29 protein-coding genes are annotated in these 23,513 nt (G+C 63.4%); 20 read left to right on the forward strand and 9 right to left on the reverse strand.

Features of this window, described 5'->3' with window-relative positions; genetic code table 11:
* Position 1 precedes the first annotated feature (1 nt).
* Genes ric through ACE37B_RS12085 form a run of 11 tightly spaced genes read left to right on the forward strand, consistent with a single transcriptional unit; the run spans position 2 to position 8,520 of the window.
* Positions 2–712, forward strand: coding sequence for an iron-sulfur cluster repair di-iron protein (gene ric, locus ACE37B_RS12035; protein WP_409923554.1), 711 nt, complete (start codon positions 2–4; stop codon positions 710–712).
* The gene (locus ACE37B_RS12040; protein WP_409923555.1) at positions 709–1,215 is read left to right on the forward strand and encodes a group III truncated hemoglobin; all 507 of its coding nucleotides are present in this window, start codon (positions 709–711) and stop codon (positions 1,213–1,215) included. The genes ric and ACE37B_RS12040 overlap by 4 nt, the downstream gene beginning before the upstream one ends.
* Positions 1,205–2,281: an MFS transporter gene (locus tag ACE37B_RS12045; protein ID WP_409923556.1), complete on the forward strand. Its 1,077-nt coding sequence runs from the start codon at positions 1,205–1,207 to the stop codon at positions 2,279–2,281. The genes ACE37B_RS12040 and ACE37B_RS12045 overlap by 11 nt, the downstream gene beginning before the upstream one ends.
* Positions 2,281–4,524, forward strand: a complete 2,244-nt coding sequence (locus ACE37B_RS12050) for a molybdopterin oxidoreductase family protein (RefSeq protein ID WP_409923557.1) — start codon at positions 2,281–2,283, stop codon at positions 4,522–4,524. The genes ACE37B_RS12045 and ACE37B_RS12050 overlap by 1 nt, the downstream gene beginning before the upstream one ends.
* Complete coding sequence (locus tag ACE37B_RS12055; RefSeq protein WP_409923558.1) at positions 4,521–5,168, forward strand: 4Fe-4S dicluster domain-containing protein; 648 nt, start codon at positions 4,521–4,523, stop codon at positions 5,166–5,168. Before ACE37B_RS12050 ends, ACE37B_RS12055 begins: the two co-directional genes overlap by 4 nt.
* Entirely contained in the window at positions 5,165–5,713 is a 549-nt protein-coding gene (locus tag ACE37B_RS12060; RefSeq protein ID WP_409923559.1) for a ubiquinol-cytochrome c reductase iron-sulfur subunit, read from the forward strand. Before ACE37B_RS12055 ends, ACE37B_RS12060 begins: the two co-directional genes overlap by 4 nt.
* A complete protein-coding gene (locus ACE37B_RS12065) occupies positions 5,710–5,913 on the forward strand; it encodes a DUF6755 family protein (RefSeq protein WP_409923560.1) in 204 nt (67 codons plus the stop codon). Before ACE37B_RS12060 ends, ACE37B_RS12065 begins: the two co-directional genes overlap by 4 nt.
* Positions 5,910–6,989, forward strand: a complete 1,080-nt coding sequence (locus ACE37B_RS12070) for a tellurite resistance/C4-dicarboxylate transporter family protein (RefSeq protein ID WP_409923561.1) — start codon at positions 5,910–5,912, stop codon at positions 6,987–6,989. The genes ACE37B_RS12065 and ACE37B_RS12070 overlap by 4 nt, the downstream gene beginning before the upstream one ends.
* Complete coding sequence (locus tag ACE37B_RS12075; RefSeq protein ID WP_409923562.1) at positions 6,986–7,420, forward strand: pyridoxamine 5'-phosphate oxidase family protein; 435 nt, start codon at positions 6,986–6,988, stop codon at positions 7,418–7,420. Before ACE37B_RS12070 ends, ACE37B_RS12075 begins: the two co-directional genes overlap by 4 nt.
* Positions 7,421–7,452: 32 nt before the next feature.
* Positions 7,453–8,205: a DUF1971 domain-containing protein gene (locus tag ACE37B_RS12080; RefSeq protein WP_409923563.1), complete on the forward strand. Its 753-nt coding sequence runs from the start codon at positions 7,453–7,455 to the stop codon at positions 8,203–8,205.
* A gap of 42 nt (positions 8,206–8,247) precedes the next feature.
* A complete protein-coding gene (locus tag ACE37B_RS12085; protein WP_409923564.1) occupies positions 8,248–8,520 on the forward strand; it encodes a hypothetical protein in 273 nt (90 codons plus the stop codon).
* A gap of 958 nt (positions 8,521–9,478) precedes the next feature.
* On the opposite strand, the gene ACE37B_RS12090 is transcribed toward ACE37B_RS12085, so the two are convergent.
* The gene (locus ACE37B_RS12090) at positions 9,479–10,150 is read right to left on the reverse strand and encodes a hypothetical protein (RefSeq protein ID WP_409923565.1); all 672 of its coding nucleotides are present in this window, start codon (positions 10,148–10,150) and stop codon (positions 9,479–9,481) included.
* 544 nt (positions 10,151–10,694) lie between these two features.
* Here ACE37B_RS12090 and ACE37B_RS12095 point away from each other — a divergent pair.
* The 3 genes from ACE37B_RS12095 (at position 10,695) to ACE37B_RS12105 (ending at position 12,379) form a co-directional block, all read left to right on the forward strand.
* Entirely contained in the window at positions 10,695–11,447 is a 753-nt protein-coding gene (locus ACE37B_RS12095) for a maleylpyruvate isomerase N-terminal domain-containing protein (RefSeq protein WP_409923566.1), read from the forward strand.
* 381 nt (positions 11,448–11,828) lie between these two features.
* Positions 11,829–12,074: an addiction module protein gene (locus ACE37B_RS12100; protein ID WP_409923567.1), complete on the forward strand. Its 246-nt coding sequence runs from the start codon at positions 11,829–11,831 to the stop codon at positions 12,072–12,074.
* Positions 12,071–12,379 (forward strand): type II toxin-antitoxin system RelE/ParE family toxin, encoded by a 309-nt coding sequence (locus ACE37B_RS12105; protein ID WP_409923568.1) that lies wholly within the window; start codon positions 12,071–12,073, stop codon positions 12,377–12,379. Before ACE37B_RS12100 ends, ACE37B_RS12105 begins: the two co-directional genes overlap by 4 nt.
* 641 nt (positions 12,380–13,020) lie before the next feature.
* Here ACE37B_RS12105 and ACE37B_RS12110 read toward each other — a convergent pair.
* The 7 genes from ACE37B_RS12110 to msrA all read right to left on the reverse strand — a co-directional run bounded on the left by ACE37B_RS12110 (position 13,021) and on the right by msrA (position 18,155).
* Positions 13,021–13,500 (reverse strand): carboxymuconolactone decarboxylase family protein, encoded by a 480-nt coding sequence (locus ACE37B_RS12110; RefSeq protein ID WP_409923569.1) that lies wholly within the window; start codon positions 13,498–13,500, stop codon positions 13,021–13,023.
* Positions 13,497–14,798, reverse strand: coding sequence for a cation:proton antiporter (locus ACE37B_RS12115; protein ID WP_409923570.1), 1,302 nt, complete (start codon positions 14,796–14,798; stop codon positions 13,497–13,499). The genes ACE37B_RS12110 and ACE37B_RS12115 overlap by 4 nt, the downstream gene beginning before the upstream one ends.
* Positions 14,795–15,208, reverse strand: a complete 414-nt coding sequence (locus ACE37B_RS12120; RefSeq protein ID WP_409923571.1) for a DUF6510 family protein — start codon at positions 15,206–15,208, stop codon at positions 14,795–14,797. Before ACE37B_RS12120 ends, ACE37B_RS12115 begins: the two co-directional genes overlap by 4 nt.
* The gene (locus ACE37B_RS12125; RefSeq protein ID WP_409923572.1) at positions 15,090–15,821 is read right to left on the reverse strand and encodes an FAD-binding oxidoreductase; all 732 of its coding nucleotides are present in this window, start codon (positions 15,819–15,821) and stop codon (positions 15,090–15,092) included. The genes ACE37B_RS12120 and ACE37B_RS12125 overlap by 119 nt, the downstream gene beginning before the upstream one ends.
* The gene (locus ACE37B_RS12130) at positions 15,814–16,407 is read right to left on the reverse strand and encodes a molybdopterin-dependent oxidoreductase (protein WP_409923573.1); all 594 of its coding nucleotides are present in this window, start codon (positions 16,405–16,407) and stop codon (positions 15,814–15,816) included. The genes ACE37B_RS12125 and ACE37B_RS12130 overlap by 8 nt, the downstream gene beginning before the upstream one ends.
* Before the next feature lie 96 nt (positions 16,408–16,503).
* Positions 16,504–16,923, reverse strand: coding sequence for a peptide-methionine (R)-S-oxide reductase MsrB (gene msrB / locus ACE37B_RS12135; protein ID WP_409923672.1), 420 nt, complete (start codon positions 16,921–16,923; stop codon positions 16,504–16,506).
* 602 nt (positions 16,924–17,525) lie between these two features.
* The gene (msrA, locus tag ACE37B_RS12140) at positions 17,526–18,155 is read right to left on the reverse strand and encodes a peptide-methionine (S)-S-oxide reductase MsrA (RefSeq protein WP_409923574.1); all 630 of its coding nucleotides are present in this window, start codon (positions 18,153–18,155) and stop codon (positions 17,526–17,528) included.
* A 148-nt stretch (positions 18,156–18,303) separates the two neighbouring features.
* Here msrA and ACE37B_RS12145 point away from each other — a divergent pair, with 148 nt between their 5' ends.
* Both ACE37B_RS12145 and ACE37B_RS12150 read left to right on the forward strand, forming a co-directional pair.
* On the forward strand, positions 18,304–18,921 hold the full coding sequence (locus tag ACE37B_RS12145) for an RNA polymerase sigma factor (protein WP_409923575.1): 618 nt from the start codon (positions 18,304–18,306) through the stop codon (positions 18,919–18,921).
* Positions 18,914–19,201: a zf-HC2 domain-containing protein gene (locus ACE37B_RS12150; protein ID WP_409923576.1), complete on the forward strand. Its 288-nt coding sequence runs from the start codon at positions 18,914–18,916 to the stop codon at positions 19,199–19,201. Before ACE37B_RS12145 ends, ACE37B_RS12150 begins: the two co-directional genes overlap by 8 nt.
* Before the next feature lie 39 nt (positions 19,202–19,240).
* Here the strand turns inward: ACE37B_RS12150 and ACE37B_RS12155 are convergent, their stop codons facing one another.
* Entirely contained in the window at positions 19,241–19,789 is a 549-nt protein-coding gene (locus ACE37B_RS12155) for a TetR/AcrR family transcriptional regulator (RefSeq protein ID WP_409923577.1), read from the reverse strand.
* Positions 19,790–19,873: 84 nt separating this feature from the next.
* Between ACE37B_RS12155 and ACE37B_RS12160 the strand changes: the two genes are divergently transcribed.
* The 4 genes from ACE37B_RS12160 to ACE37B_RS12175 all read left to right on the forward strand — a co-directional run bounded on the left by ACE37B_RS12160 (position 19,874) and on the right by ACE37B_RS12175 (position 23,182).
* A complete protein-coding gene (locus ACE37B_RS12160) occupies positions 19,874–20,962 on the forward strand; it encodes a DUF1214 domain-containing protein (RefSeq protein WP_409923578.1) in 1,089 nt (362 codons plus the stop codon).
* A 14-nt stretch (positions 20,963–20,976) separates the two neighbouring features.
* Positions 20,977–21,552 (forward strand): MBL fold metallo-hydrolase, encoded by a 576-nt coding sequence (locus ACE37B_RS12165; RefSeq protein WP_409923579.1) that lies wholly within the window; start codon positions 20,977–20,979, stop codon positions 21,550–21,552.
* 319 nt (positions 21,553–21,871) lie between these two features.
* Positions 21,872–22,432: a type IV toxin-antitoxin system AbiEi family antitoxin domain-containing protein gene (locus tag ACE37B_RS12170; RefSeq protein WP_409923580.1), complete on the forward strand. Its 561-nt coding sequence runs from the start codon at positions 21,872–21,874 to the stop codon at positions 22,430–22,432.
* Between the two features lie 303 nt (positions 22,433–22,735).
* A complete protein-coding gene (locus tag ACE37B_RS12175) occupies positions 22,736–23,182 on the forward strand; it encodes a nucleotidyl transferase AbiEii/AbiGii toxin family protein (RefSeq protein ID WP_409923581.1) in 447 nt (148 codons plus the stop codon).
* The last annotated feature ends 331 nt before the right edge of the window (positions 23,183–23,513 follow it).

Genomic DNA, 23,513 nt, shown 5'->3' on the forward strand with positions numbered 1-23,513 from the left:
CATGACCACGCTCACCACACAATCCACACTCGCCGACATCGTCACCGCACGCCCATCGCTCGCCAGAGTCCTTGAAGCCCACGGACTCGACTACTGCTGCGGCGGCGCCACCACCCTCCAGGACGCCTGCGACAACCTGCAGCTCGATGCCACCGCCGTGCTCACCGACCTGACAGCCAACTCAAGCGACGAGACACCACCCGAATGGGCAACGATGAACGTCGCCGCACTGGTCGATCACCTCGAAGCCACCCACCACCGCTACCTGTGGGCCGAGATGCCCCGCCTGTCGGCCCTCGCTGACAAAGTACGCACCGTTCACGGAGATCGACACCCGGAACTGGCCGACATCGCGGCGTGCTACGGCACGCTGCGAGCCGACATGGAACCGCACCTCGCCAAAGAGGAACGCGTGCTGTTTCCCATGATTCGCGAACTCAGCGCAGCGAACACCGCCCCGTCGTTTCACTGCGGGTCGCTCAACAATCCGATCTCGGTGATGCTCACCGAACACGACACCGTCGGCGAACTCCTCGCCCGACTGCGCGAGCTCACCAACGGCTACCAGCCGCCCGCCGACGGCTGCGCCTCCTACGCCACGCTGTTCACCGGCCTCGCTGAGCTGGAAGCCGACACCCACCTGCACGTCCACAAGGAGAACAACGTGCTGTTCCCCGCCGTCGTCGCGCTCGAACAACAGCTCGCGTCGTGATCGTCCACCCACTCACCGACGACGACCTCGCCAACCGCAGTGACCTACTCACCCGCGACGACGTCGAGTTGCTGGTTCGCTCGTTCTACCGATATGCCGCCATGGACGAACTGCTCGGCCCGATCTTCGCAGCGGCGCACGTCGCATGGGACGACCACGTGGCGACTTTGACCGACTTCTGGGCATGGCAACTCCTGGGCGAACGGGGCTACACCGGCCAACCGCTGCGCGCCCACGAACCGGTGCAAGCGCGCACTCCCTTTGCTGATGCGCACTACGAACGTTGGCTCGACCTGTTCGTCAGCACCGTCGACGAACACTTCGTCGGAGACATCGCCGAACTCGCCAAACACCGAGCCACGAAGATGGCCTCCGCCCTCCGCAAACTGTTGAACGGCGAGCACGGCGCGGCGAACGAACCGATCGAACTGACTTTCGCGACCTCGCCGGCAGCACCTTGCGCATCGGCCCCGACGACCTACGGTGGCAAGCATGGCCGATGAGCAGAAGTTCCCGTCGCTGAGCCGGGCCGGTCTGGATCGTCGTGGCACGATCTGGGGCCTGCTCGGCGTCGCCGTCCTCCTCGCATTGACGTTCATCGGCAGCGACGGGCTGGTCTGGTTCGACGCAGCGCTCGTCGGCTACCTGTTCGGCATGATCTTCATGGTCTTCGGCGTGATCTACCGATACACGGTGTGGATCAAACGGCCCCCGACCGCGATGCTGAACAAGCGTGGGTGGGATGCGTTCAAGCAACGCAAAGCCAAGAACGCCGCTGCACTGCCGTCACTTGTCGCGACCAATCTGCTTGCCCAGGGGTTCATCCGGCGACGTTCCACCGCACGCTGGATTGCGCACCAGCTGATCTTCTGGGGATGCATCCTCGCGGCACTGATCACGTTCCCGCTGACGATGGGGCTCCTGCACTTCGAGAGTGTCGGCCAGCAGGCCGACCGCTACCAGATCTATGCGTCGCGGGTCGGCACGCTGCACTTCGACGCCGACAGCATCATCGGCTGGATCATCTTCCACGGCCTCGACATCGCCGCAGTCCTCGTACTCGCAGGCGTGTTCATCTTCCTGCGCCGTCGCCTCCGCGACCCCGGCGCCCTCGCTGTCGAGCGCAGCGGCGACTTCCTCGCGCTCGCCGGGTTGTTCGCGGTGTCTGTCACCGGGCTGTTCCTCACGGTGTCGAGCATCTGGCTCGAAGGTCGCTTCTACTCGGCGCTCAACACGATCCACGCGCTGACGGTGGTGTTGGGGTTGATGTACATCCCGTTCGGCAAGCTGTTCCACATCTTCCAACGCCCCGGCAACCTCGGCGTCGAATACTACAAACGGGCCAACCTCGAAGGCGCCCCCGCAGTGTGCACCCGGTGCGGCGACGAGTTCGCCAGCGCACAACAGGTCGCCGACCTCATCGAGGTCCTCCCCCAGGTCGGCTTCGACTACTCCCTGCAAGGCAGCGCTGACGGTGATGGGTCGGGCAACTACCAGCACACCTGCCCGCGATGCCGACGAGCCAAGGTCGCCTTGGCGCAATCCACACGAGTGAAGGGATTCGGCTGATGGCTCAACAACCACTCACCGACGACGAACTGATCGCCCGCTACGGCCCACATCTCAACGCGGAGCCTCCCGGCGGATGGAGCGCTGGGCTCGAGGTCGACAAGACGGTCAAGACGCACTGCTGTTTCTGCGGTCAGCAGTGCGGCATCCAGTTGAAGGTCCACGACAACGAAGTCGTGGGGTTCGAACCGTGGTACGAGTTCCCGTTCAACGAAGGCAAGCTCTGCCCGAAGGGCGTCAAGCGCTACCTCCAGGGCAGCCATCCCGACCGCTTGCTGCACCCGATGGAACGCGACCCGTCATCGCCTGACGGGTTCCGTCGCATCACCTGGGACCAGGCGCTCGACCGCACGGTGGCCGAGATCAAGCGGATCCAGGCCGAGCACGGCAACGACGCGTTCGCGATGTTGTCCGGTGTGTCGCTGACGAACGAGAAGAGCTATCTGATCGGCAAGTTCGCTCGCCTCGCGCTCCGGACTGCGAACCTTGATTACAACGGCCGGTATTGCATGGTGTCGGCCGGTGCGGCGAACAAGAAGGCGTTCGGCGTCGACCGCAACTCGAACCCGTGGAGCGACATCCCCCTCGCTGATGTCGTCTGGGTTGCCGGTTCCAACGTCGCGGAAACGTTCCCGATCACCACGAGCTACATCTGGCGAGCCCGCGACCGTGGCGCGAAGCTCATCGTGCAGGACCCGCGGGTTGTGCCATTGGCACGTACCGGGCACGTGTTCCTCGGAGTTCGTCCCGGCACCGACTCAGCACTGTTCGGCGCCGTGCTCAACACGTTGATCCGCAACGACTGGCTCGACCACGACTTCATCGACGCCCACACCGTTGACTTCGACCACGCAGCAGCCGCCGCTGCTGACATGACCTCGCAATGGGCGGCCGGTGTCACCGGTGTCCCTGCGGCACGGATCGAAGAAGCTGCCGAGATCTGGGGAACATCGGCCACCGGCATGCTGCTCCACGCCCGCGGGATCGAGCAGCAGTCAAAGGGCACCGAAAACGTCCTCTCGGCGATCAACATCGGCCTCGCTACCGGCAAGTTCGGCAAGCCCGGCTGCGGTGTCAGCACGATCACCGGGCAGGGCAACGGCCAGGGCGGACGCGAGCATGGCCACAAGTGTGATCAGTTGCCGGGCAACCGCGACATCCGCAATCCCGAACACCGTGCGCACACCGCTGCGGTGTGGGGCTGCGACGAGTCCGAGATCCCCGACGCCGGTATCCCCGCGTTGGAGATCATCGAAGCAATCCATGCCGGCGAGATCAAAGGACTGTTGTCGATCTGCTTCAACCCGATGGTCTCGTCGCCCGACTCGAACTTCACCGCCGAGGCGCTCGACAAACTGGAGTACTACGGCGTCATCGACTTCTTCCTGTCCGAGTCGGCACACCACGCCGACATCGTCCTGCCCGGCTCACTGCACGAAGAGGACGAAGGCACGAGCACCAGCGGTGAGGGCCGAATCATCAAGATCAACCCGGCCGTCGACCCGCCCGGCGAAGCACGCCGCGACTGGGAGATCCTGTGCGACCTCGCCGAACGCCTCGACGCGAGCAAGTACTTCGGCTACGACAACACCGAGCAGATCTTCGAAGAACTCCGACTCGCATCCAAAGGCGGCACCGCCGACTACTCCGGGGCCACATGGGACCGCATCGAAACAGAGATGGGACTGTTCTGGCCCGTCCCCGAGGAAGGCCACCCAGGGACCCCCCGGCTGTACGAGGGCGGCAAGTTCTTCCACCCCGACGGCAAGGCCCGCTTCCACGGAGTCCCGTTCCGCGAATCGGCCGAAGTCGTCGACGACGAGTACCCGGTGTGGATGACGACCGGCCGCGTCGTCAGCCAGTACCTCTCCGGCACCCAGACCCGACGGATCGCTGGGCTGGTCGAGCAGTACCCCGAACCGCTCTGCGAGATCCATCCGGTGCTCGCCGAGCAGGTCGGTGTGGCCGACGGCGAACTGGTCACGGTCAGCTCCCGGCGCGGCGCAATCACTCTGCCGGCGCAGGTTGTCACCACGATCCGACCCGACACCGTGTTCATCCCGTACCACTGGCCCGGAAGCAAGGCCGCCAACCAGCTCACCAACCGCGCCGTCGACCCCGTGTCGAAGATGCCCGAGTTCAAAGTGTCGGCCGTACGCGTCGAACGAGCAGGAACAGAACAAGCGGTCACCATTGACCAGGCTCGAAGAGGGCCAGCTTCAACAGAAGGACAGTCCCGATGACCATCACCAGCAAGTACGGCATCGACGACTCGCCAATCTTCGTCATCGACCAGAGCCGTTGCATCGGCTGCGAAGCATGTGTCCAGGCGTGCATGGAATGCGGCACCCACCGCGGGCAATCGCTGATCCACCTCGACCATCTCGACCGTGGCACCACCACGCAGACAGCGCCGATGGTCTGCATGCACTGCGAGGACCCGACATGTGCGCAGGTATGCCCGGCCGACGCGATCAAGCAGAACGAGGACGGCATCGTGCAATCGGCGTTGAAGCCACGCTGCATCGGCTGCTCGAACTGTGTGATCGCCTGTCCGTTCGGCGTCCCCAAGTACAAAGCCGAGTTCGACCAGATGATGAAGTGCGACATGTGCGTCGACCGCACCTCTGCAGGCAACCCGCCGATGTGTGCTTCGGTCTGCCCGAGCGAAGCGCTCTGGTACGGCACCATCGAAGAGTTCAACAACAAGCGCAGCGGATCGCTGCTGCGTGACTTCTTCTTCGGCAACCAAGAGGTACGCACCAAGACCTACACCGTCGTCGACGACCACGCCGCCGGGCCCCTCGACGTCGCCGGCGCAACGACACAAACCTGGCTCGACGACCCGTTCGCGATCGCCGACACGAACCAGCCGGTGATGCCATGACGACCCACAAGACAGACAACGACACGACGGCACAGAACCACGAGACGCCCGTCGAGATCACACCGACCTGGAAGCGTGACTTCCCATATCAAGCAGCGAGTGAGGAAGAGGTGACGCGCCGAGAGTTCGCCCGCTACCTCGTGCTGGGAGCCAGCTCGATGGCGGTCGCCAACGTCGGCCTCGCCGCCTGGACACAACTCCGCTCCATCAACGTCGGCGAGCCACGTGCGCTGATTGCGCTCGACAGCCTCGCTGTTGCTGACACGCACCTGTTCCGGTATCCGACCGACGCCGAGCCGGCGATCCTGCTGCGCGTGTCCGACGACGAAGTCGTGGCATTCAGCCAGAAGTGCACCCACCTCGGCTGCGTCGTCTACTTCGAAGCCGAAGAAGACCGCTGGCATTGCCCGTGCCATGAAGGGAACTTCGAAGCAGCGACCGGCGCCGTCATCTCCGGGCCGCCCACGCGGCCACTCGGCAAGATCGACGTCGAGATCCGCGACGACGGGATGGTCTGGGCGCTCGGGGTGGTCGAGCGGTCATGAGGCTCTCAGATTCAGGAAACCGCACGTCGTCGTCGGTACTGGTTTATGTCATCATCCTCGTGTCGTTCCAGATCTTCCTGCTCACGATCGCCGTCGAGGCGTTCGCCGACGACAGCGAAACACTTGCCTGGTCATCGGCGACGGTGTCAGTCGTGATGGCCGGCGCCGCGATTGCCTTCCTGCGCTACCTGCGGACATGAGCACCGCGGCCGGAGCTTCGTTGGCTGCACCCGCCACTGAGGCATCGGTGTCGCCGATCAAGACACTGTTCCCCGGCTACTTCGCGCTCGTGATGGCCACCGGCATCATCTCCATCGCCGCAAGCCAACAGAGCATCGACTGGCTGGCACAGGCGTTGTACGCCGTGGCCGCAACCGGCTACACGGTTCTGACCGTCATGCTCACGCTGCGCATCGTGCTCTACCCCCGGGCGTTCATCGCGGACGTGCAGACCCACACGAAGGGCTTCGCATTCTTGACGACGGTCGCCGGAACGAATGTGCTCGCCAGCGCCTCCGCCATCGTCCACGGATGGTGGGCTCTTGCGTGGGTGCTGTGGTGGGTCAGCCTCGGGCTGTGGGCGTTCTTTCTCTACGCCACGCTCATCTCGACGGTCGTGCGCGGCAACAAGCCAGCGCTCGGCGGCGGCATCAACGGGACCTGGTTCCTCCTCACCGTCTCGACACAGTCGATCGTGGTGGTCGGCGGCCTCGTCTTCGACCGCCACCCCAGCGACACCCTCGCATTCGCACTGCTCGCAGCCTTCCTCGTCGGCATCGTGCTCTACCTGATCGTCATGACGATGGTGTTCCTGCGGTGGACGTTCCACGAACTCGAACCCACCGAAGTGGACCCACCAGCATGGATTGCCGCGGGGGCCGTCGCGATCACCGTGCTCGCCGGCTCCAACCTGCTCATCGCAGCTCCGGACTCCGAACGTCTCACCCGCCTCGCCGGCTTCGTCGAAGGAATGACCGTGCTCGCCTGGGCGACCGCCACGTTCTGGTTCCCACTGATGATCGCCATCGGCGTCTGGCGACACGGCGTGCGGCGCGTCCCGCTGCGCTACCACCCGTCGTACTGGTCACTCGTCTTCCCCATCGGCATGTACAGCGCAGCCACCTACCGCATGCGCGCCGCCATCGACCTCGAATCGCTCGAAGTGCTCCCGAAGCTCGCACTCGCCGGAGCGATCGTCGCATGGTCGGCAACCGCCATCGGCCTCGGCCACCAAGGCATCACCAGCCTGCTCACGCGGCGAAGCAACGACCCATGACCGAGCAAGAACCAGCCGTCGAGGAACTCTCTGCCGCAGCGTGCTGGGCGCTGCTCCGCACCACCCCGGTCGGACGCATCGCGATGCACGGTGCTAACGACGAGATCGAGATCTTCCCGATCAACTTCATTGTCGATCACGGCAGCATCGTGTTCAAGACCGCCACCGGAACCAAACTCTCCCTCGCCGATCAGCAGCGCAGCGCAGCCTTCGAAGCAGATGGCTTTGACTTCTACGAGGGCACGGCGTGGAGCGTGGTTCTGCGCGGCACACCCAAACTGATCAAGCATCACCAGGACATGATCGAAGCGTTCGACATCGAGATCCAGACCTGGCAAGTCGGGCACAAGCCGACCTATGTCCGTCTCGAGGCCGACGTCATCACCGGCCGACAATTCACCGTCAACCCCGCCACCGGAACAACCGCATAGCAGCGCACGACTCGTTACATTGACTGAACCCAATGATCGAACCCACACTGCCCCAGGAACTCCTTGAAGCCAGACGGACACCGCTGTTCGACTTCGAAACCTTGCCCGATCAACTCGCCGAGTCGCACCGCACGACCGTCTGGGCGCAACTGTTTGTCCAGTCCGGCACCGTCCGCTACACCGACCTCCACAGCAACGATCCGCGCGACATCAGCCTCGGAGCGGGTGATTCAGCAGTGATCGAGCCGAACGTTGAGCACCGCGTCGAGCCAGCGACGGACGCAACATTCTTTATTCAGTTCTATCGAACGCCCGACGCACCGATGATCCCCGGCACCATTGCGCCCAGCCCACCGCAACGCTCCGGACCCTGGGAACACAGCGGACAAGATCTCGACAGCACCGATCAGATCCTTGAGATGGTCACCCGCCAGTACGTCGATGTGGTGCAAGACGAGCTCCTCGAGCCGTACTTCAATTTCGCGCCCGGGTTCATTGACTGGCAAGGCCATATCGAATCTGTCGCCGACTACTGGTGCCACGTCCTGCTCTACGCACCCGGCTACCAGATCGACGTCATCGAAGCGCACCGAACACTGCACGACACCGATCCGTTCACCCCCGAAGTGTTCGATCGCTGGCTCGACATCTTCAACAACACCATCGATGACGGATGGACCGGCCCCCACGCCGAACACGCCAAGAAGAAGGCAACCGGAATGGCATGGGCGATGGCCCAACGATTCCTGGGCAAAGGAACCTGGAAGCCCGCCGCGCACCGCTAGGCCACCCGACCCGCGCTCCACCGCTCCCAAAGGAGACCACCTGTGCTCACCTACGTCACCGCCGACGTCAACTGTCCGAACTGTTTCAACCAAGTCATCGACACCATCCGCGCGACCCCGGGCGTCCACAGCGCCGCCCCACACATCGACAAGGGCTGCATCGCCATCAACCACGACCTCGACGAAGCCGACTTGCTCGCCACGATCACCACCGTTGGCCACACCCTCGACATCGCACCCAACGGCGAGGTCACCATGGGACAAGCACACGCCGCAAGCGCTCAGCTCTGTAGCGAACACGAACCCCAACCCTGACTACCACCCCGACGGCTCGAACGCTGCAAGCCAATCGGCAAGTCGCTCGAGGCGAGATCGCAACCCCCTGGCATCAGCGTCCGTAGGGCGCACGTCTGACGGCTGCCCTTGACCCACATCCGAGCCGGCAGACGATCGACTTCATCGCCTCGCTGACCACAGAATGAACACACCGTCGGCGTGCCTAATTCGTGCCTAGAACAACACGCAACAGGGCGCAATACGGCGCAACAGCGCACAGGAACCGACGCCTCAAGAACTACACCTGACCTGGCGAAACACCCCACACGCAGGGACGATGCGATCAGCGTCGAAGCGCTTCCCAAGCTGAGAACGCGGGTTCGATTCCCGTCATCCGCTCCATATAGCACCCGAACAGAGGCTGTTTTGTCACTGCAGGTGCTCACCTTCGTTCCTTGCTCGTGCCTAGCCCGCTTGTGAAATCGGGGCGGGATCGCCGATTCGACTCACGCTGGCCGCAGAAACTTCCTGCTCCTCAGCAGCTGCCGCCTCAGGGACCGTGCGGTGTACTCAGGCGAGAAAGCTGATGTTCCTGCTGGCCATGTGGCGACCGTCGACCCAGAGGTGCGGACCGCGATTATGGGTCGGGTGGGAGTGCGGAAGAAGTGCCGTTCGGAAAGGTCAGCGGCGGGTGAGTGGACTCGGCGATATGCGTGCCGATGTCGTCGACTTCAGTCTGGTTCGGAAACCTCGCCTGCCTTGAAGCCCAGACGAGGCGCTTGGTCGTCGCCGGACAGGGTGTTTCAACCAGCACCGCTCGGGACCGTCAGCGTCGCACACGATGCCGCGGCGTCCGTCTTGATGGTGCGGCTCCACCTCGCGACCATGATCGGTGATGAAGTCGTACTCGACCCGACGCTGGGTAGCTGTGTCTCTCGAAACGGGGCCATGGTCCGGCCTGCCCGCTTCTCGGCGCCGAAGCGCCAGTCGTCGTTCGTCAGCCGGCGTGACCGAACACGAGCGTCCGGAGCTCGCGGGCGGTCGTCAACACCTCGAGCGACTGCTGTGGGGTAAGCGGGCGGGTCCGGACCAGGAGGTGGTCGGCACGGAGCTCGAAGCCAATGCGCAGCGAGCGGAACGATTCGCGATGGGTTCCGAGCCAGGTGGCCACGTTGCGGCCGACGATCGTGCGAGCGAAGCTCTCGTCGTTCGAGCTCACGCGATAGACCTCGCCAAGTCCGACCTCGTCGAGCGCTGCGATCCGCACGTGCGACGATCTGAGCCCCAAGCGTTCGCCGACGTTCGCCAGCCCGAAGGTCGACTCGATGACGAGATGCGGCGTCGATGACGGCATCACGGCGAGTGCGCAGGTGAAGACCGCGTCCGGCATGTTGCCCGCACCGCGACCACGCAGCTGGAAGCCGTGGTCGGGCCCCACATCCGGCCAGAGACGGTGTTCGATGAAGCGTTGGCCGTAGCGGATCTCGAGCAGCGACAGATCGAGTTCGGGCAGCGGGCTCGGACCGCGCTCGTATCGGAATCCGTGAGCTCTCGACCAGGCGGCGAGTTCGGCGTCGTGACGCTTCGACTGCCGAGAGTTGCGGATGACGGCCACCACGGCGAGCACGAGGCTCGCGAGCACGAGCACGCTGATCACGACGATGGCCACGGCCACAGTCTTGCCGACGTCGATGGGCCGGCAGGTGACCACCCTGCGGTGGCGCGCACACCAGATGGCTCGTGCGAGAAACGAGCGTTGTTGCGGTTCGCTCCCCGAACATTCGGTCGACGTGGAACCGCGCTCCTTCGACGCCACCAAAACGTGCATCAAACCCGTCCGAGACATCGGTCGCATACCGCTTGTGAGCCACACCTCACGTGTTCCGAGGTGGGCAGCCGATGAACGGGCGAACCATCCGAGACCCCGATCCAAAGACTGGCCTGGCCCTCGAATCACGTCAACCATGACAAGAGGCGTTCAAGAGCGGGTCGTTAGTCGGCAATGGGGCGTTTGCATCGAGTGGTTCGGCCGCCGTTTGCCGATCCTGTGGTAGCCAAATTCGTTCGCGGTCGACCACGAGAGCTCGGAGGCTGCGATTCTCGAGGAGCTTCGTGCCACCCAGGAACGTCACGTCCGAAAGGCGCCTGTTTCCGGACGTGCGACGGTCCATCATCGGTCGAGTCACCTCCACCAAACCTGAAAGACACCACCCATGCAGACACGTTGGACCAATCACGAAGCGATCGCGTTCGCCGAGACCGTGAGCGGCGCTCCCAGCAACCTGATCACAGCCTGTCGGGGGTGGACGGCCCACGACGTCCTCGCGCACGCTGTGGCGGGCGGCGGCGAGATCGCCCGTCTTGTCGGTATCCACCTTGCTGGCGACCCGGTGCCGTCCACGATCAGCTTCGAGGACCGCGAACCCGCGTTTCGCGCGCTGCCCTACGACGACCTCGTCACTCTCGTCTCAGCCGGCGGGATCTTCGATCTACTTGCAGCGATGGCCGAGAAGAACGGATCGCTGGAGTTCACCGGTTGGGAAATGAATGCCGACACGCTCGCGCTTCACGTGCGCAGTGAACTCGCGATGCATCGATGGGACATCGCTGGCAGCGATCCGACCAGTATCGAACTGCTGAGCCAACCAGATCTGACTGCCCACGCGATACGGGCAATCAACCACTTCGACTTCATCAACGAGAGAGCCGCTGCTCGAACCAGACGCGCCGGAGTTGCCCCACTCGATGTCCGACTCCGAGTCAAGGGCGAACCCGACGTCATTATTCGAGCGTCAACCGAGTCGACCGAACTCTGTCTCGCCGAACCTGACGACTCGCCGGCGCTCATCACCGACGCCGCCGCACGACTCCTCATGCTCTGGGGACGACAACCTCCCGCTGCTCACCGCAGCACCACCGGCATCGACAACGCAACCCTCGTCTCCCTACAGAACTGGCTGTACTGACGATCCGTTGGAGCGTCGCAAGGAGCGCGTTCGGGAGCACCGGGTCTGCTGCATGAAACGGTGACACCTGATCCGGCCGATATCACCTCGCATGACGTGGCCGTCGCCGTCACCGCACTCGTCGACGGCGGCACGGAAGGGTGATCGAGACAGCGGGGTTGTCTCGGCTGTACGGCTAGCCCGGCAGCTTGTCGCCGCGCACGAGCGCCTCGGCCGACGATGCCGGCAGGAACTCTCCAACTCGGATCGTTCGGTCCGGATCGTGAGAGAACACTACAGATGCTTCCGCCTGGCGTGATGAAGGGGGCGTCGCGATGAGGGTCCGCTCACCCTTCCGCTACTGCGATCACCACGTCGAGTGAGGCTTGCTAACGTGATCTCATGACGGAACTCGGACGAACAGTGTTGGCCGAAGCACTCGACCTCTCAGAGACCGAACGCGCCGACATCGCAGCCGAACTCCTGGCGAGCCTCCATCAACCAGATGAGATGCCGGCCGACGAACTCGAACAGGTCTGGACCGACGAGATCCAACGACGGGTGGAGCGAGTCCGCTCCGGTGAGAGCCCCACCGTTGCCTGGAGCGAGGTTCGCTCGGAAGCCGAGCGACGCCTCTCGCCGCAGTGAGCCGATCCATCCAGTTCGATCCTGCTGCTCGACTGGAGGCGATCGAGGCGGCCGTCTGGTACGACGATCAACGAATCGGACTCGGCGAAGAGTTCCTCGACGCGATCGAAATCACCCTCGACCATGCTCTCCGTCGCCGAGTCCCGGGCTCGCCCGTTGCCGACCTCGACGATGTTCGACGAGTTCCAGTGAAGCGGTTCCCGTACCACCTCATCTTCCTCGCGTCGTCCGACGAGATCATCGTCGTCGCAGTGATGCACGAACGACGACGTCCGACCTACTGGATCGATCGCCTCGACGAGTGACCGACACGGCGTGCCTAATTCGTGCCTAGAACAACACTCAACAGAGTGCAATACGGCGCAACAGCGCACAACAACCGACGCCTCAAGAACTACACCTGACCAGGCGAAATGCCTCATACGCAGGTGCGATGCATTCAGTCTGGAAGCGCTTCCCAAGCTGAGAACGCGGGTTCGATTCCCGTCATCCGCTCCATATAATACCTGGTCAGAGGCTATTTGGTCACTGCAGATAACAGCTTTCGCGCCTTGTCCGTGCCTAGACCGCTTGTGAAATTGGAGCGATATTGCCGACTCGGGTTGCGGTGATCGCGGAAACGTCCTGGTCGTGAGGTTGCCGACGTTGGGATTGATACGCGTACTCAGGCGACAAAGCTGATGTTCTGGCCAGCGATTTTGTCTACCGCCAATCGAGTCAAGTCCACGCATTCATGGGTCGATTCCCGTGAGCGGGATGTGCCTGACTCATGATGGGAGTGCGTTGCGGCGGTTGTCGTAGCATCAAAGGTTCCGGTGGAAGGTTCTGATCTTCGGCTACGGGATCCGCAGCGTGGATATGGAGCTGTGAGCATTCGCTCAGCGAAGATGGTTCGGTCGACCTCTTACCGGGAACCGGCCTGACATCCGGCGTCGGCTGATCCGCTTCAGGGCGCGGCGTCGATCGACGCTGCCACAGGCGTTGCGCCTTGGGCCAGTTTGAGTCGGGTCCAGACGTTCATGTTGATGATGATCGCAGCGAGCTCTGCGATCTCGGTCGCGTCGAAGAATGCTGCAGCGCGCTCGTGGATGTCGGCGAAGCCGGGCGCATTGCCCGCAGTGAGGGCATCGCAATAGGCAAGGGCTGCTTGCTCGGCGGGGTCGAAGAGCTCGCTCTCCCACCAACTGCCGAGGTTGTCGATCTTGGCTGGATGGATACCGACGGTGCGGCTGGTCTCGGCGTGCAAGATGAGACAGTACGAGCAGTTGTTGATCTGGGCGACACGGAGCCTGACCAGCTGCGCGAGATGCTGATCGAACGCGAGGTCGGCGGTGTAGCCGAATGCCTTGGCCATGGCCTTCGCATGGTCGTGGAAGCTGGTGAGGTCGGGGTCGAATCGGCGGTTCTCGAACACGATGTCGGTCATGAGGTTCTCGGTCCTTGTGGTTGGTTGGGGTCGGCGTCCGTCACCGGCATGGGGCCGGAACGGGTGGGGAGTTCGGGGACGGGTTCCATTTCGGGCATCGGGTCGGTTTCGGCGTTGAGTCGTCGGGCGAGACGGCCGGCCCACGCGCTTGCGGTGAGTCCGTGTGCGAACACGCTGACGAGCACGGTCCATGCGGCCACGGTGAAGATGGTCCGCCCGGCGTCGGAGTCGAGTTCTTCGACCACGATGAGCGCGAACAGGGTCGAGGCGAGGCCGCGTGGTCCGAACCAGCCGAGGAACACGCGGGTTTCGAAGAACGTTCCCGACGCGGTGAGCGACAGCACGACGGGCACGATGCGAACCACGGTGAGCGACAGCACGACGTACAACGCGATCTGCCAGGTGAGGTCGTCGAGCACCGGTCCGGCGAGCACCGCGCCGAACAGGACGAACGTGATTGCGGAGAGCAGCTCGCCTTCGTCTTCGGTGAAGTCCTGAATGCCGGTGCACTGTTGCCGTGCGATTCCGCCGAAGGCCAACCCCGCAACAAACGCGGCGATGAAGCCGTTGCCATCCAGCACACCAGCCAGGGCGAACGCACCCACGGCGATGGCAATGGTGGCGAGCTGTCGGTAGACGCCTTCGACGTGGCCGGCGGCGGCTCGATGGTCGAGCAGGCGTCCGCCGATCACACCGGCTGCCACGCCAGCCGCCACGCCGAAACCGATTTGGCGGGCTGCCAGTTCCATCCAATCCGAGGCCCCGCCCGCCGACTCGACAGCTGCGGCAGCGAGCAGCACGGTCACCACCGGCACGGCTATCCCGTCGTTGAGCCCACTTTCGACGTTGAGGGTTTGGCGGATCCTGACGGGCAGTCGACGGTCACTGACCACGGCCTGTCCGAGCGCAGCGTCGGTGGGTGCCAGCACCGCAGCGAGCAGTGCGGCCTCGATCACGCTCAGACCGGGAAAGACCACGACGGCGAGCGCGGTGCCGGCGGCGATGGTGAGTGGGAGGCCGATGCCGAGCATGCGTCCGGGGAGCGTTGCGTGGTGACGCAGCGAGCGAAGGTCGATGCGGATCGCGTCGGTGAACAACACCAGCACGAGCGTTGCTTCGACGAGGATCGATGTCGCCTCACCCTCCAACTCCAGGTCGAACCAGCCGAACCCGCCGGTTCCGACAATGAGGCCGACGGTGGTGAACACGATCGGGGCGGACACGGGCGACATTGCGAGACGCTCCGACACGAGCGCATAGCCGAACACCACCAGCGCGATGATCAACAACTCGATCATGTTCGACCGCCGGTCACGTCGATGGCTTCGACGCCGCTCATCGTGACGTGGAATCGGTGGTTGATTTCGACCAGCACGATCTCGACCGACGTGCACTGCGGGCAGCGGATCACGATGCCGGGGCAACGCAGATACACATGGCATTCAGCAATGGCATGTTGCAGACCGCAATGGCCGCACACGGCGGAGGCTTCGGCCATGTCAGCGCCCAAAGCAATCGAGAGCGCCCCGATCACAGCGTTTCCATCGACATGAGTCATGTTGGGCTCCTCTGGATCGGTGTGGTGATGATCATCCGAATCGTTCCAGTCGCATCGCCCCAGGCGGCACGCCGGCCTCGCTGAGCAGGGTGGCCACGTGCTCGACGAAGCCGGTTGGGCCGCACACGTACACAACCGGATCAGACGCATCCGACGACGCTGCCTGAGCGAGAACTTCGGAGATGTCGTCTCGATCGAATCGACCCGTCCGGAACCCCGAGGCGGCGTGGCGAGTGAGGTGAACTCTCGCTCCGAGCGCTCGGAGTTCGTCGGCGTAGATCAGTTGTTCGACACCGCATACCGATGCACCAACCACGACCGGACATGTCTGATCGGTCGCTGCCCGCCAGATCGATCGGAGGGGTGCAAGGCCCGAGCCGCCACCGATCAACACAAGGGGTGCGTGGGAGGGTGCCCACACGAAGTAGCCGCCGATCGGACCACGAACCTCGATCGGCTCACCGACAGCGATCTCGTCGACGAGGAACGGCGACACTTCACCATCGGCGACACGTTCGACCGTGATCTGCGGCGCCTCGCCCGGCGCCGACGACAGCGAGTAGCTCCGTGTTGCCTGGTATCCGTCGGGTGCCGTCAGGCGCACATCGAGGTGCTGTCCGGCCCGATGATTGTCCCACCCGTCGATCCCGAGCACCAGTGTGCGCGCAGACGCGGACTCGGTGACCGATTCGACGACGGTGGCGTCGCGCCATGCGAGCCGCTTGCGGATCGGAGTCGCGTCGATCGTGGCGGCGTCAGTCACTGGTGTACCGCTGTTCGGACCACGGGTCGCCGTAGTTGTGGTAGCCCGCTGCTTCCCAGAAGCCCTGGTCCTCGTCGTCACCGAGCCGGATCTCCGACAGCCACTTGGCGCTCTTCCACAGATACAGGTGCGGGACCAGAAGCCGTGCCGGTCCGCCGTGTTCTGCTTCGAGCGGTGCGCCGTCGAACTCGACGGCCACCATCGCGTCGCGGTCGAGGAGATCAGTGACCGGCAAGTTGGTTGTGTAGCCGCCGTAACTCGACACCAGCGCGAAGTCGAAGTCACCGACACCCGCAGCTTCGAACAGCGACTCGATGGGAACGCCGCGCCATGTCGTGTCGAACTTGGACCAGTGCGTGACGCAGTGGATATCGGTCGTGATCGTTTCCATCGGAAGCTCGTGCAGAGCAGCCCAGTCGAAGGTCGTGCTGACTATTCCGTCGCTCACGGTCAGTTCCCAGTCTGAGGTGTCGACGAACTCGGTCGGGCCTGCGGTCAGGACCGGAAAATCATCGGTGACGTACTGGCCGGGCGGAACCCGCCCGTCCGTAGATCGCGCACGACCCTGGAATCCTCTCGTTGCCATCACTCACACACTCCGTTCTGTACACGCATCTACTGGTTCACCATGTCACGATCAGCCCGCCAGCAACGATGCTGGCGAGCTGGGACGGGTTGTCGCTCAGTTCGCCGAGTCAATCGGCTCGAGACGCAGCGACGCCGAGTTCATGCAATACCGCTCGCCGCCGGGTCCCGGGCCGTCCGGGAAGACGTGGCCGAGGTGAGCGTCGCAGGTGTTGCACCGTGCTTCGGTACGGACCATGCCGTGGCTGCGGTCCACGATCCGCCGGACCCGTCCCTCCTCGCTCTCACCAGTGAATGACGGCCACCCGGTTCCGGAATCAAACTTCGCTGCACTGTCGAACAATTCCTCGTCACAGACGATGCAGCGGTACATGCCGTTGGTCTTGGTGTCGCAGTAGACGCCGGTGAACGGGCGCTCCGTGCCACCGTTCTGGGTGACCTCGAACTGCTCCTTGGTCAACCGGTCCCGGAGATCGTTCTTGTTCAGGGCCTTGGGGGTGGTTGCTTCGTTTGTCATGGGATTGTTCCTTTCGTCCGCGGCGGGCGCGGAAGGTGGTGAATTCTGATGGTCGACGAGCACTGCTTCGATGAGTTCCACGGCGGCGTCAGCGTCGAGTTGGAGACCGTTGAACAGCACGGTCCGGTCGGGGCCGATCACGACCGTCCAGGGGGTGCCACCGGTGCGATAGTCCGACATGATCGTGGGGGGATGTCCGGAGTCGTGACCGAGTGCGATGTCATCAAGTCCGTGGCGGCCGAGTGCTTCGCGGGCTGCGTCGGCGGTGTTGATGTCGTGTCCTTCGAACACTGTCTGGACCGCAATGAACTTCACCTGACCGGAGAACCCGTCAGCGTCCAGCGCCGTTCGGACGGCGTCGAGGGTCGGGAAGCCGTGGCTGTGACAGCCCGGGCACCACGACTGGAAGTTGCAGAGGTAGATCACGGGCACGTCGATGTCGGCAATCCGGAGATCTCCGTCGACGTTGTCGAGCCACTGATCGACTCGGAACTCAGGTGCGGTGTGGCCGGCAATGGCGTACTGGTCATGCATGGTGCGGTCCTTTTCGAGCGACCGATCGTGTCAGTCGGGGGTGGGCGAAGTGATCTGAACTGAACTGGTCAGGCGTAGGCGACCTGGCAGAACCCGTGGTTGCAGTAGCCGCCCGGGTTCTTGGCCAAGTACTGCTGGTGGTATGGCTCGGCGTAGAAGAACTCAGCCGCCGGCGCTATCTCGGTGGTGATTTCACCGAACCCGGCCGTCGACAACCGCTCCTGATACGCGTCGCGGCTCGCAGCGACAACAGCGGCCTGGTCGTCGGAGTTCGTGTAGATCGCCGACCGGTACTGGCTGCCGATGTCGTTGCCCTGGCCCATGTACTGAACCGGGTCGTGGTTCTCCCAGAACACCGCCAGCAACTGCTCGACGGTGACCTCGTTCGGGTCGAACACCACCAACACGGCCTCGGTGTGCCCGGTCATCGAGGTGCAGGTCTCTTCATAGGTGGGGTTCGGTGTGGTGCCGCCGGCGTAGCCGACCGCGGTGCTGTAGACACCCGGGGTTTTCCAGAAGAGGCGCTCGGCGCCCCAGAAGCAGCCCATCGCGACGACCAGCGTGTCGAGGCCGTCAGGCCACGGACCAACCAGCGGGTTGCCGTTCACGTGGTGGACATCAGGGACAGTCCGCGGCTCGCTTCGACCCGGCAGGCAGTTCTCAGCAGGGGGTGGCGGGGCGGCAATTCGACGGTTCATCGTGGGCCTCCAATTCGATGCTCGATCATCGATCGAGGTGGACAACAACGCCCCCGCCCACATCGCTCGGTCGAGCGGGTCGTGGATGGCGACGTGTTCTCAGACCAACAACTCCGGCGGTTGTTACAGACCCTCATAGGATCCGACTGTGACAAACGACTCCGACATCGTCAACGCGCTCCGCGCCGGCGACGAGGACGCGTTTCGGGCCATCGTCACCGAACTCAATCCCGGCCTCACCCGCCTCGCTCGCACCTACGTCACCCAGGCGCTCGCCGAAGAAGTCGTGCAAGAGACGTGGGCCGCGGTCATCCGATCGATCGGCAGTTTCGAACAACGATCATCGCTCAAGACCTGGGTCTACCGCATCATGCTCAACAAGGTCCGCACACTCGCTCCCCGCGAAGCCAAGATCGTCCCGTTCGCCGCCATGGGACACACCAGCGACGGGCACCATCAATCGATCGACCCCGATCGGCTCATGGCCGAGGGAGCGCCCGGACACTGGACCACGCCTCCCCCCGATTGGCAGCGCCTCCCCGCCGATCAGCTCGAAACCCACGAGACACTCAACGCGATCCGAAGTGCCATCGAGCAACTCCCGCCAGCGCAACAAGAAGTCGTCCAACTCCGCGACGTCCACGGCTGGACGGCCGACGAAGTCTGCAACACTCTCGGCATCTCATCAGTCAATCAACGAGTGCTCCTCCACAGAGGACGCACCGCTCTACGAAGCATCCTCGAGGAGCACTACATCGATGCCTGACGACAACGAACCCACAGCAACAGCCGACGGCTCCTTCAGCATTCGCTGCGCCGACGCCGTCGAACTCGTCACCGACTACCTCGACGATGCCCTCAACCGGGCCGACTTCGCAGCCTTCCGACACCACCTCGACGGCTGCGAGGGCTGCACCATCTTCGTCGATCAAATCCGCATGACCATCCAGCTCACCAACGCCACAAACGACAGGCAACTCCACATCATGCCTGCGGACTTCGACAGCCTCCTCGCCGATCTCCGGGCACAAGCGAACGATCAGTAGATCCAGAGAGCCGCGCCGTGTCGGGCATACGGCTGGCGCTCAAGCCGACGATGAGTCAACCGGAGCGGCACTGACCGTCTTGAGCGCGGCGGCGAGCTTGTTGGTCAACTGTGGGTCGCCGGGCGATGCGTCGACCGCGTTGAGGAGCGACGGCCCGAATACTTCCCAGCCGAGGGCGAGTGCGTAGGTGATTGCGGCATCGACAGGATCGTGGTCGTTTGCGAGCAGTTCGAGCATTGGGAACTCGCCCTTCACTGCAGCAACGTCAACACCGTCGAGAATCAGGCCTGCGACGAGGCGCCCGGTCGCAGGATTGTTGACGACTGTTTCGGCGACCATGTCGAGAGCCTGGCCGGTGTCGGCCGCCGAAGCAATCGCAGCTCTGGCGCGCTCGGTGTGGCGTGTCAAGACGAGTGCGATGACGTCGTCCTTGGAGCCGACGTAGCGGTGGATCAATCCGAGGTTCACGTCGGCTGCGGCGGCGATCTCTCGGACCGAAACAGCTGAGGGGCTGCGTTCGGCGAAGAGTTCGGCAGCGCCGTCGGCGACCGCTTCGATGATCTGTTGAGCTGTCCGTCTTGTTGCCACGGATCAATTCTGCCAGAAAAGGTAGACGAACGACTACTTTCTGGTATACATTCGTCTACCTAGACACCGAGAGGGACCATGCTGATGACGACCGATTCCGAGACAGACACCGAAACGAATGAACTGCAGCTTCGAGACGCATGGGATGCGTTCACCGAGAGCCTCAAGACGATGGGCCACGATGCCCTCGAGTCGGCGCCGACCGATGTCGAACGCGCTGATGGACTCCGCTTCATCCTGCGTCAACTCGCGTACCGCGAGGAACAGTTCCTCGAGTTCCCGAGCGGCCACAAACCAGAGTTGTTCTGGGCCGAGTCACCGACGCGCAAGGTCTTCGCGGACTGCCCCGACACGATCTATCGCCAGTTCAGCGTCGTCAAGGGCGGCGTGTATCGAGTCACCGGAACGCGAGGCGAGTCGCCGTACATTTCGTTCACGGCCTACCGAGCCGGCGCCGTCGACCGGGTCGTGGCCGACCTCCATGACGGCGAACTCGAGATCAACGCCGACGGGACCCTGTCGATCACCGTCGGAGGGCCCGACACGGGCAGCAACTGGCTCGACCTTGGTGAGGACGCCGCGTTTGTCATCATCCGCGAGTACACCCACGACCGGGTCAATGGGGTGAAGGCGACGTTCGAGGTCGAACAGGTTTCCCCTGAGCTGGGACATCGTCCCGAGCTCGACGCTGATCGGATCACGTCGTTCCTTGGCTTGCTCGGCATGGGTTTGAGCTGGGTGAACGATGCGACCGTCCGACTGTCGGCCGAACTCCGGTTGCGCCCGAACATCATGAACGAAGCAGGCGCCGACCTCGTCTCGGAGATGGCGGGCACGCCGCACAATCACTACCAACTCTGCTACGTGCAACTCGAGCCCGGACAGGCATTGGAGTTGGAGCTCAACCCGCCGACGTGTCGCTACTGGAGCGTGCACCTCAACAACTGGTGGCTGGAGTCTCCCGAGTTCCGCGACGGCCAATCGGTGTGCATCAACGACGCCCAGGCCGAACGCGAACCGGACGGCACGGTCAAGATGCTTGTCGGTCCGGACGACCCCGGCACCGGCAACTGGCTCGACACCAAGGGACGAACCGAAACGATCCTGCTTGCCCGCTATCTGCTGCCAGAGAACGAACTCCCGCCCATCATCACCAACATCATCAACATCTGATCGAGGAGAACACCATGCGCAAACCTGCAACAGACTTCACGAAGACCGCCAACGACAACATGGGCGCCACGCTGCCGCTCGACGACCGCGACGACTTCGACCGGAGCGACCGTGGCCTCATCGCACGGGCTGACACCCTGGTGCTCACCAGCATCAGCAACGCCGATGACGTTGTCTGGGACATGGACAGGTTCTCGTTCATCGATGGCGATGCGCCGGACACGGTCAATCCGAGTCTGTGGCGTCAGGAGAAACTCAACAACCTTCACGGGCTCTTCAAGTTGACCGATCGCATCTATCAGGTGCGGGGTTATGACGTCTCGAACATCACGTTCATCGAGGGTGACACCGGCTGGATCGTCATCGACCCACTCACGACGACCGAAACGTCGGCCGCTGCGCTGAGGCTGCTCAACACAACGGTGGGCGAGCGACCGGTCGTCGGGCTGATCTACACTCACAGTCACGCCGACCACTTCGCAGGCGCGTACGGAGTCACGAACGACGAAGATGTGGTGACAGGTCGAGTGCCCGTCATTGCACCCGAAGGCTTCGTGCGCGAGGCCGTGAGCGAGAACGTCACGATCTGAGGCGCACAATGGCAGGCACGGCGTGGACCCCATACCCGGCGGAGGTGCGACGTTCTGGATTGAGCTCCCGAGCGGTGATGACCGGTGACGTTGTCTCTATCGTGGCCGTTGTGGGTGTGCATCCGGGTGCGCAGTGCGATGGGCATGACGGACGACTGGGGTAACTGACCCCACCCCGGCGATCTTTGATCCGCCGCTCGAACGATCCCACCCGCCCATACTGTGCAGCCCAGACCGCCGAAAGCCGACGTTGTTTGCCAGTCGTCTTACCGACCGACGGGTGGTGTCAATACCGTACTGATTACAGTACGGTATTGACATGTCGACGAAGAGCCTGGCGAAAACCCACCGTCGAATGCTGCGCGACGCGGCGTTGGATCAGTACGGGTACATCACCCCGACCGACGCCGAGGCGCTCGGGGTGCCGGCGATCGAACTCCGCAAGATCGCACAGCGCGGTGGGCTCGATCATTCGGCGTACGGGCTGTATCGCTTCGCCGACATTCCCATTACCGAGTTCGACACGTTCATGGAGGCGGTGCTGCGTTGTGGACCCGGCGCTCACCTCACGCGCGACGCAGTCCTCGCGGTTCACGGACTCGCGCTCGTCAACCCACGGCGGATCCGCGTTGGTTCGCCACACCGAGTCCGTCGGACTCTCCCCGACTCGATCGAGGTGATTCGCGAGCACGTCGCGCCCGGCGACCTGACTTCGTACGAAGGAATCCCGTCGACGACAGTTCGACGAGCTCTCCTCGACTCCCGCGACATCGTCATGATCGACCGACTCGTCGAAGCAACCGAGGAGGCCGGCCGTCGCAGTCTGGTTCCACGTCACAGACTGACTGAGCTTCTCGACGAAATCACCTCAAGCCGATGACCGAACCGCACACCGCTCCGACCAACCTGCGCTCGCTCACGACCCGGCTCGACAACCTCGCTCGACAGTCAACGCGCCCGATCCGCCGAGTTCAGCGCACCGTCGCGAACTGCGGCGCGCCACACCGATCTCACCCTCGATGACTACCTCAACGAACTCGCCCGGCGTCTCGACGTCGGATGGGTCGGATTCACCGGAACGCTCGAGCAGCTCCCGCCCGCCGAGCCGGAGGGTGTCGCCGAGCAGTACGTGATGTAGCCGTTCAAGATCCGGCTCCTCTATCTCGGGCGGCACTGGCTCACCGTGCCGTTCGAACTGGGACACGACGAGATCGGCAGCACCAAGCAGCACGATCTCCGAATCGCGCACGACATCGTGACAATGTTCGAATCAATCGGACTCCCCGAGCCACAACCGATCCCGCTGCTCACCGTCGAGCATCAGATCGCACAGAAGCTCCATGCCTGCACCTCGGTGCACCCACGAACAGGCAACAACGACCGTGCCCACGATCTCGTTGACCTCCAGATCCTCGAGCTCGAGGAACCAATCGACAAGACGGCCGTCGCAGAGATCGCGACCCGACTCTTCAGAGCCCGAAACGCGTACACCTGGCCACCAGTCGTCATCTCGCATCCGAGCTGGCCGACAATCTACGCCGAGGCGGCAGACGGCCTCGACGTGCTCACCGACATCGAAGACGCTGTTGCGTGGACGAACAACTTCATCACCTCACTGACCACCGACTGAACACGCCACCGACGTGCCTAAATCGTGCCTAGAAGAACACACAACAGGGCGCAATACGGCGCAACAGCGCACAACAACGGCGCTCGAAGAAACCACGGATGAACAGGACAAATAGCCGATACGCAGGCACGATGAAATCCGCCTCGAAGCGCTTCCCAAGCTGAGAACGCGGGTTCGATTCCCGTCATCCGCTCCATTTCCCCTGGTAGGTAGCTTGCCGACCCAATCGTCGTTCTCAGCTTCGTGGCACTTAAGAAGCTGAAGTTGGTGCCTGAAATCGCTACGTGGCGGGGCCGAATTGCCAGCTCACGAGCTGCGGGCGAGTTCGCCG

This window comes from Ilumatobacter sp., assembly GCF_046290335.1.
GTDB lineage: Bacteria > Actinomycetota > Acidimicrobiia > Acidimicrobiales > Ilumatobacteraceae > Ilumatobacter_A.

What these genes read in the sequence shown, in the direction of transcription:
- ACE37B_RS12055 (WP_409923558.1), top strand. Translation starts at nt 4,521, where the DNA reads ATGACCATCACCAGCAAGTACGGCATCGACGACTCGCCAATCTTCGTC.
- ACE37B_RS12060 (WP_409923559.1), top strand. Translation starts at nt 5,165, where the DNA reads ATGACGACCCACAAGACAGACAACGACACGACGGCACAGAACCACGAG.
- ric (WP_409923554.1), top strand. Translation starts at nt 2, where the DNA reads ATGACCACGCTCACCACACAATCCACACTCGCCGACATCGTCACCGCA.
- ACE37B_RS12095 (WP_409923566.1), top strand. Translation starts at nt 10,695, where the DNA reads ATGCAGACACGTTGGACCAATCACGAAGCGATCGCGTTCGCCGAGACC.
- ACE37B_RS12170 (WP_409923580.1), top strand. Translation starts at nt 21,872, where the DNA reads ATGTCGACGAAGAGCCTGGCGAAAACCCACCGTCGAATGCTGCGCGAC.
- ACE37B_RS12150 (WP_409923576.1), top strand. Translation starts at nt 18,914, where the DNA reads ATGCCTGACGACAACGAACCCACAGCAACAGCCGACGGCTCCTTCAGC.
- ACE37B_RS12050 (WP_409923557.1), top strand. Translation starts at nt 2,281, where the DNA reads ATGGCTCAACAACCACTCACCGACGACGAACTGATCGCCCGCTACGGC.
- ACE37B_RS12070 (WP_409923561.1), top strand. Translation starts at nt 5,910, where the DNA reads ATGAGCACCGCGGCCGGAGCTTCGTTGGCTGCACCCGCCACTGAGGCA.
- ACE37B_RS12165 (WP_409923579.1), top strand. Translation starts at nt 20,977, where the DNA reads ATGCGCAAACCTGCAACAGACTTCACGAAGACCGCCAACGACAACATG.
- ACE37B_RS12110 (WP_409923569.1), bottom strand. Translation starts at nt 13,500, where the DNA reads ATGACCGACATCGTGTTCGAGAACCGCCGATTCGACCCCGACCTCACC.
- ACE37B_RS12075 (WP_409923562.1), top strand. Translation starts at nt 6,986, where the DNA reads ATGACCGAGCAAGAACCAGCCGTCGAGGAACTCTCTGCCGCAGCGTGC.
- ACE37B_RS12160 (WP_409923578.1), top strand. Translation starts at nt 19,874, where the DNA reads ATGACGACCGATTCCGAGACAGACACCGAAACGAATGAACTGCAGCTT.
- ACE37B_RS12115 (WP_409923570.1), bottom strand. Translation starts at nt 14,798, where the DNA reads ATGATCGAGTTGTTGATCATCGCGCTGGTGGTGTTCGGCTATGCGCTC.
- ACE37B_RS12065 (WP_409923560.1), top strand. Translation starts at nt 5,710, where the DNA reads ATGAGGCTCTCAGATTCAGGAAACCGCACGTCGTCGTCGGTACTGGTT.
- ACE37B_RS12080 (WP_409923563.1), top strand. Translation starts at nt 7,453, where the DNA reads ATGATCGAACCCACACTGCCCCAGGAACTCCTTGAAGCCAGACGGACA.
- msrB (WP_409923672.1), bottom strand. Translation starts at nt 16,923, where the DNA reads ATGACAAACGAAGCAACCACCCCCAAGGCCCTGAACAAGAACGATCTC.
- msrA (WP_409923574.1), bottom strand. Translation starts at nt 18,155, where the DNA reads ATGAACCGTCGAATTGCCGCCCCGCCACCCCCTGCTGAGAACTGCCTG.
- ACE37B_RS12045 (WP_409923556.1), top strand. Translation starts at nt 1,205, where the DNA reads ATGGCCGATGAGCAGAAGTTCCCGTCGCTGAGCCGGGCCGGTCTGGAT.
- ACE37B_RS12120 (WP_409923571.1), bottom strand. Translation starts at nt 15,208, where the DNA reads ATGCGTCTGATCCGGTTGTGTACGTGTGCGGCCCAACCGGCTTCGTCG.
- ACE37B_RS12100 (WP_409923567.1), top strand. Translation starts at nt 11,829, where the DNA reads ATGACGGAACTCGGACGAACAGTGTTGGCCGAAGCACTCGACCTCTCA.
- ACE37B_RS12130 (WP_409923573.1), bottom strand. Translation starts at nt 16,407, where the DNA reads ATGGCAACGAGAGGATTCCAGGGTCGTGCGCGATCTACGGACGGGCGG.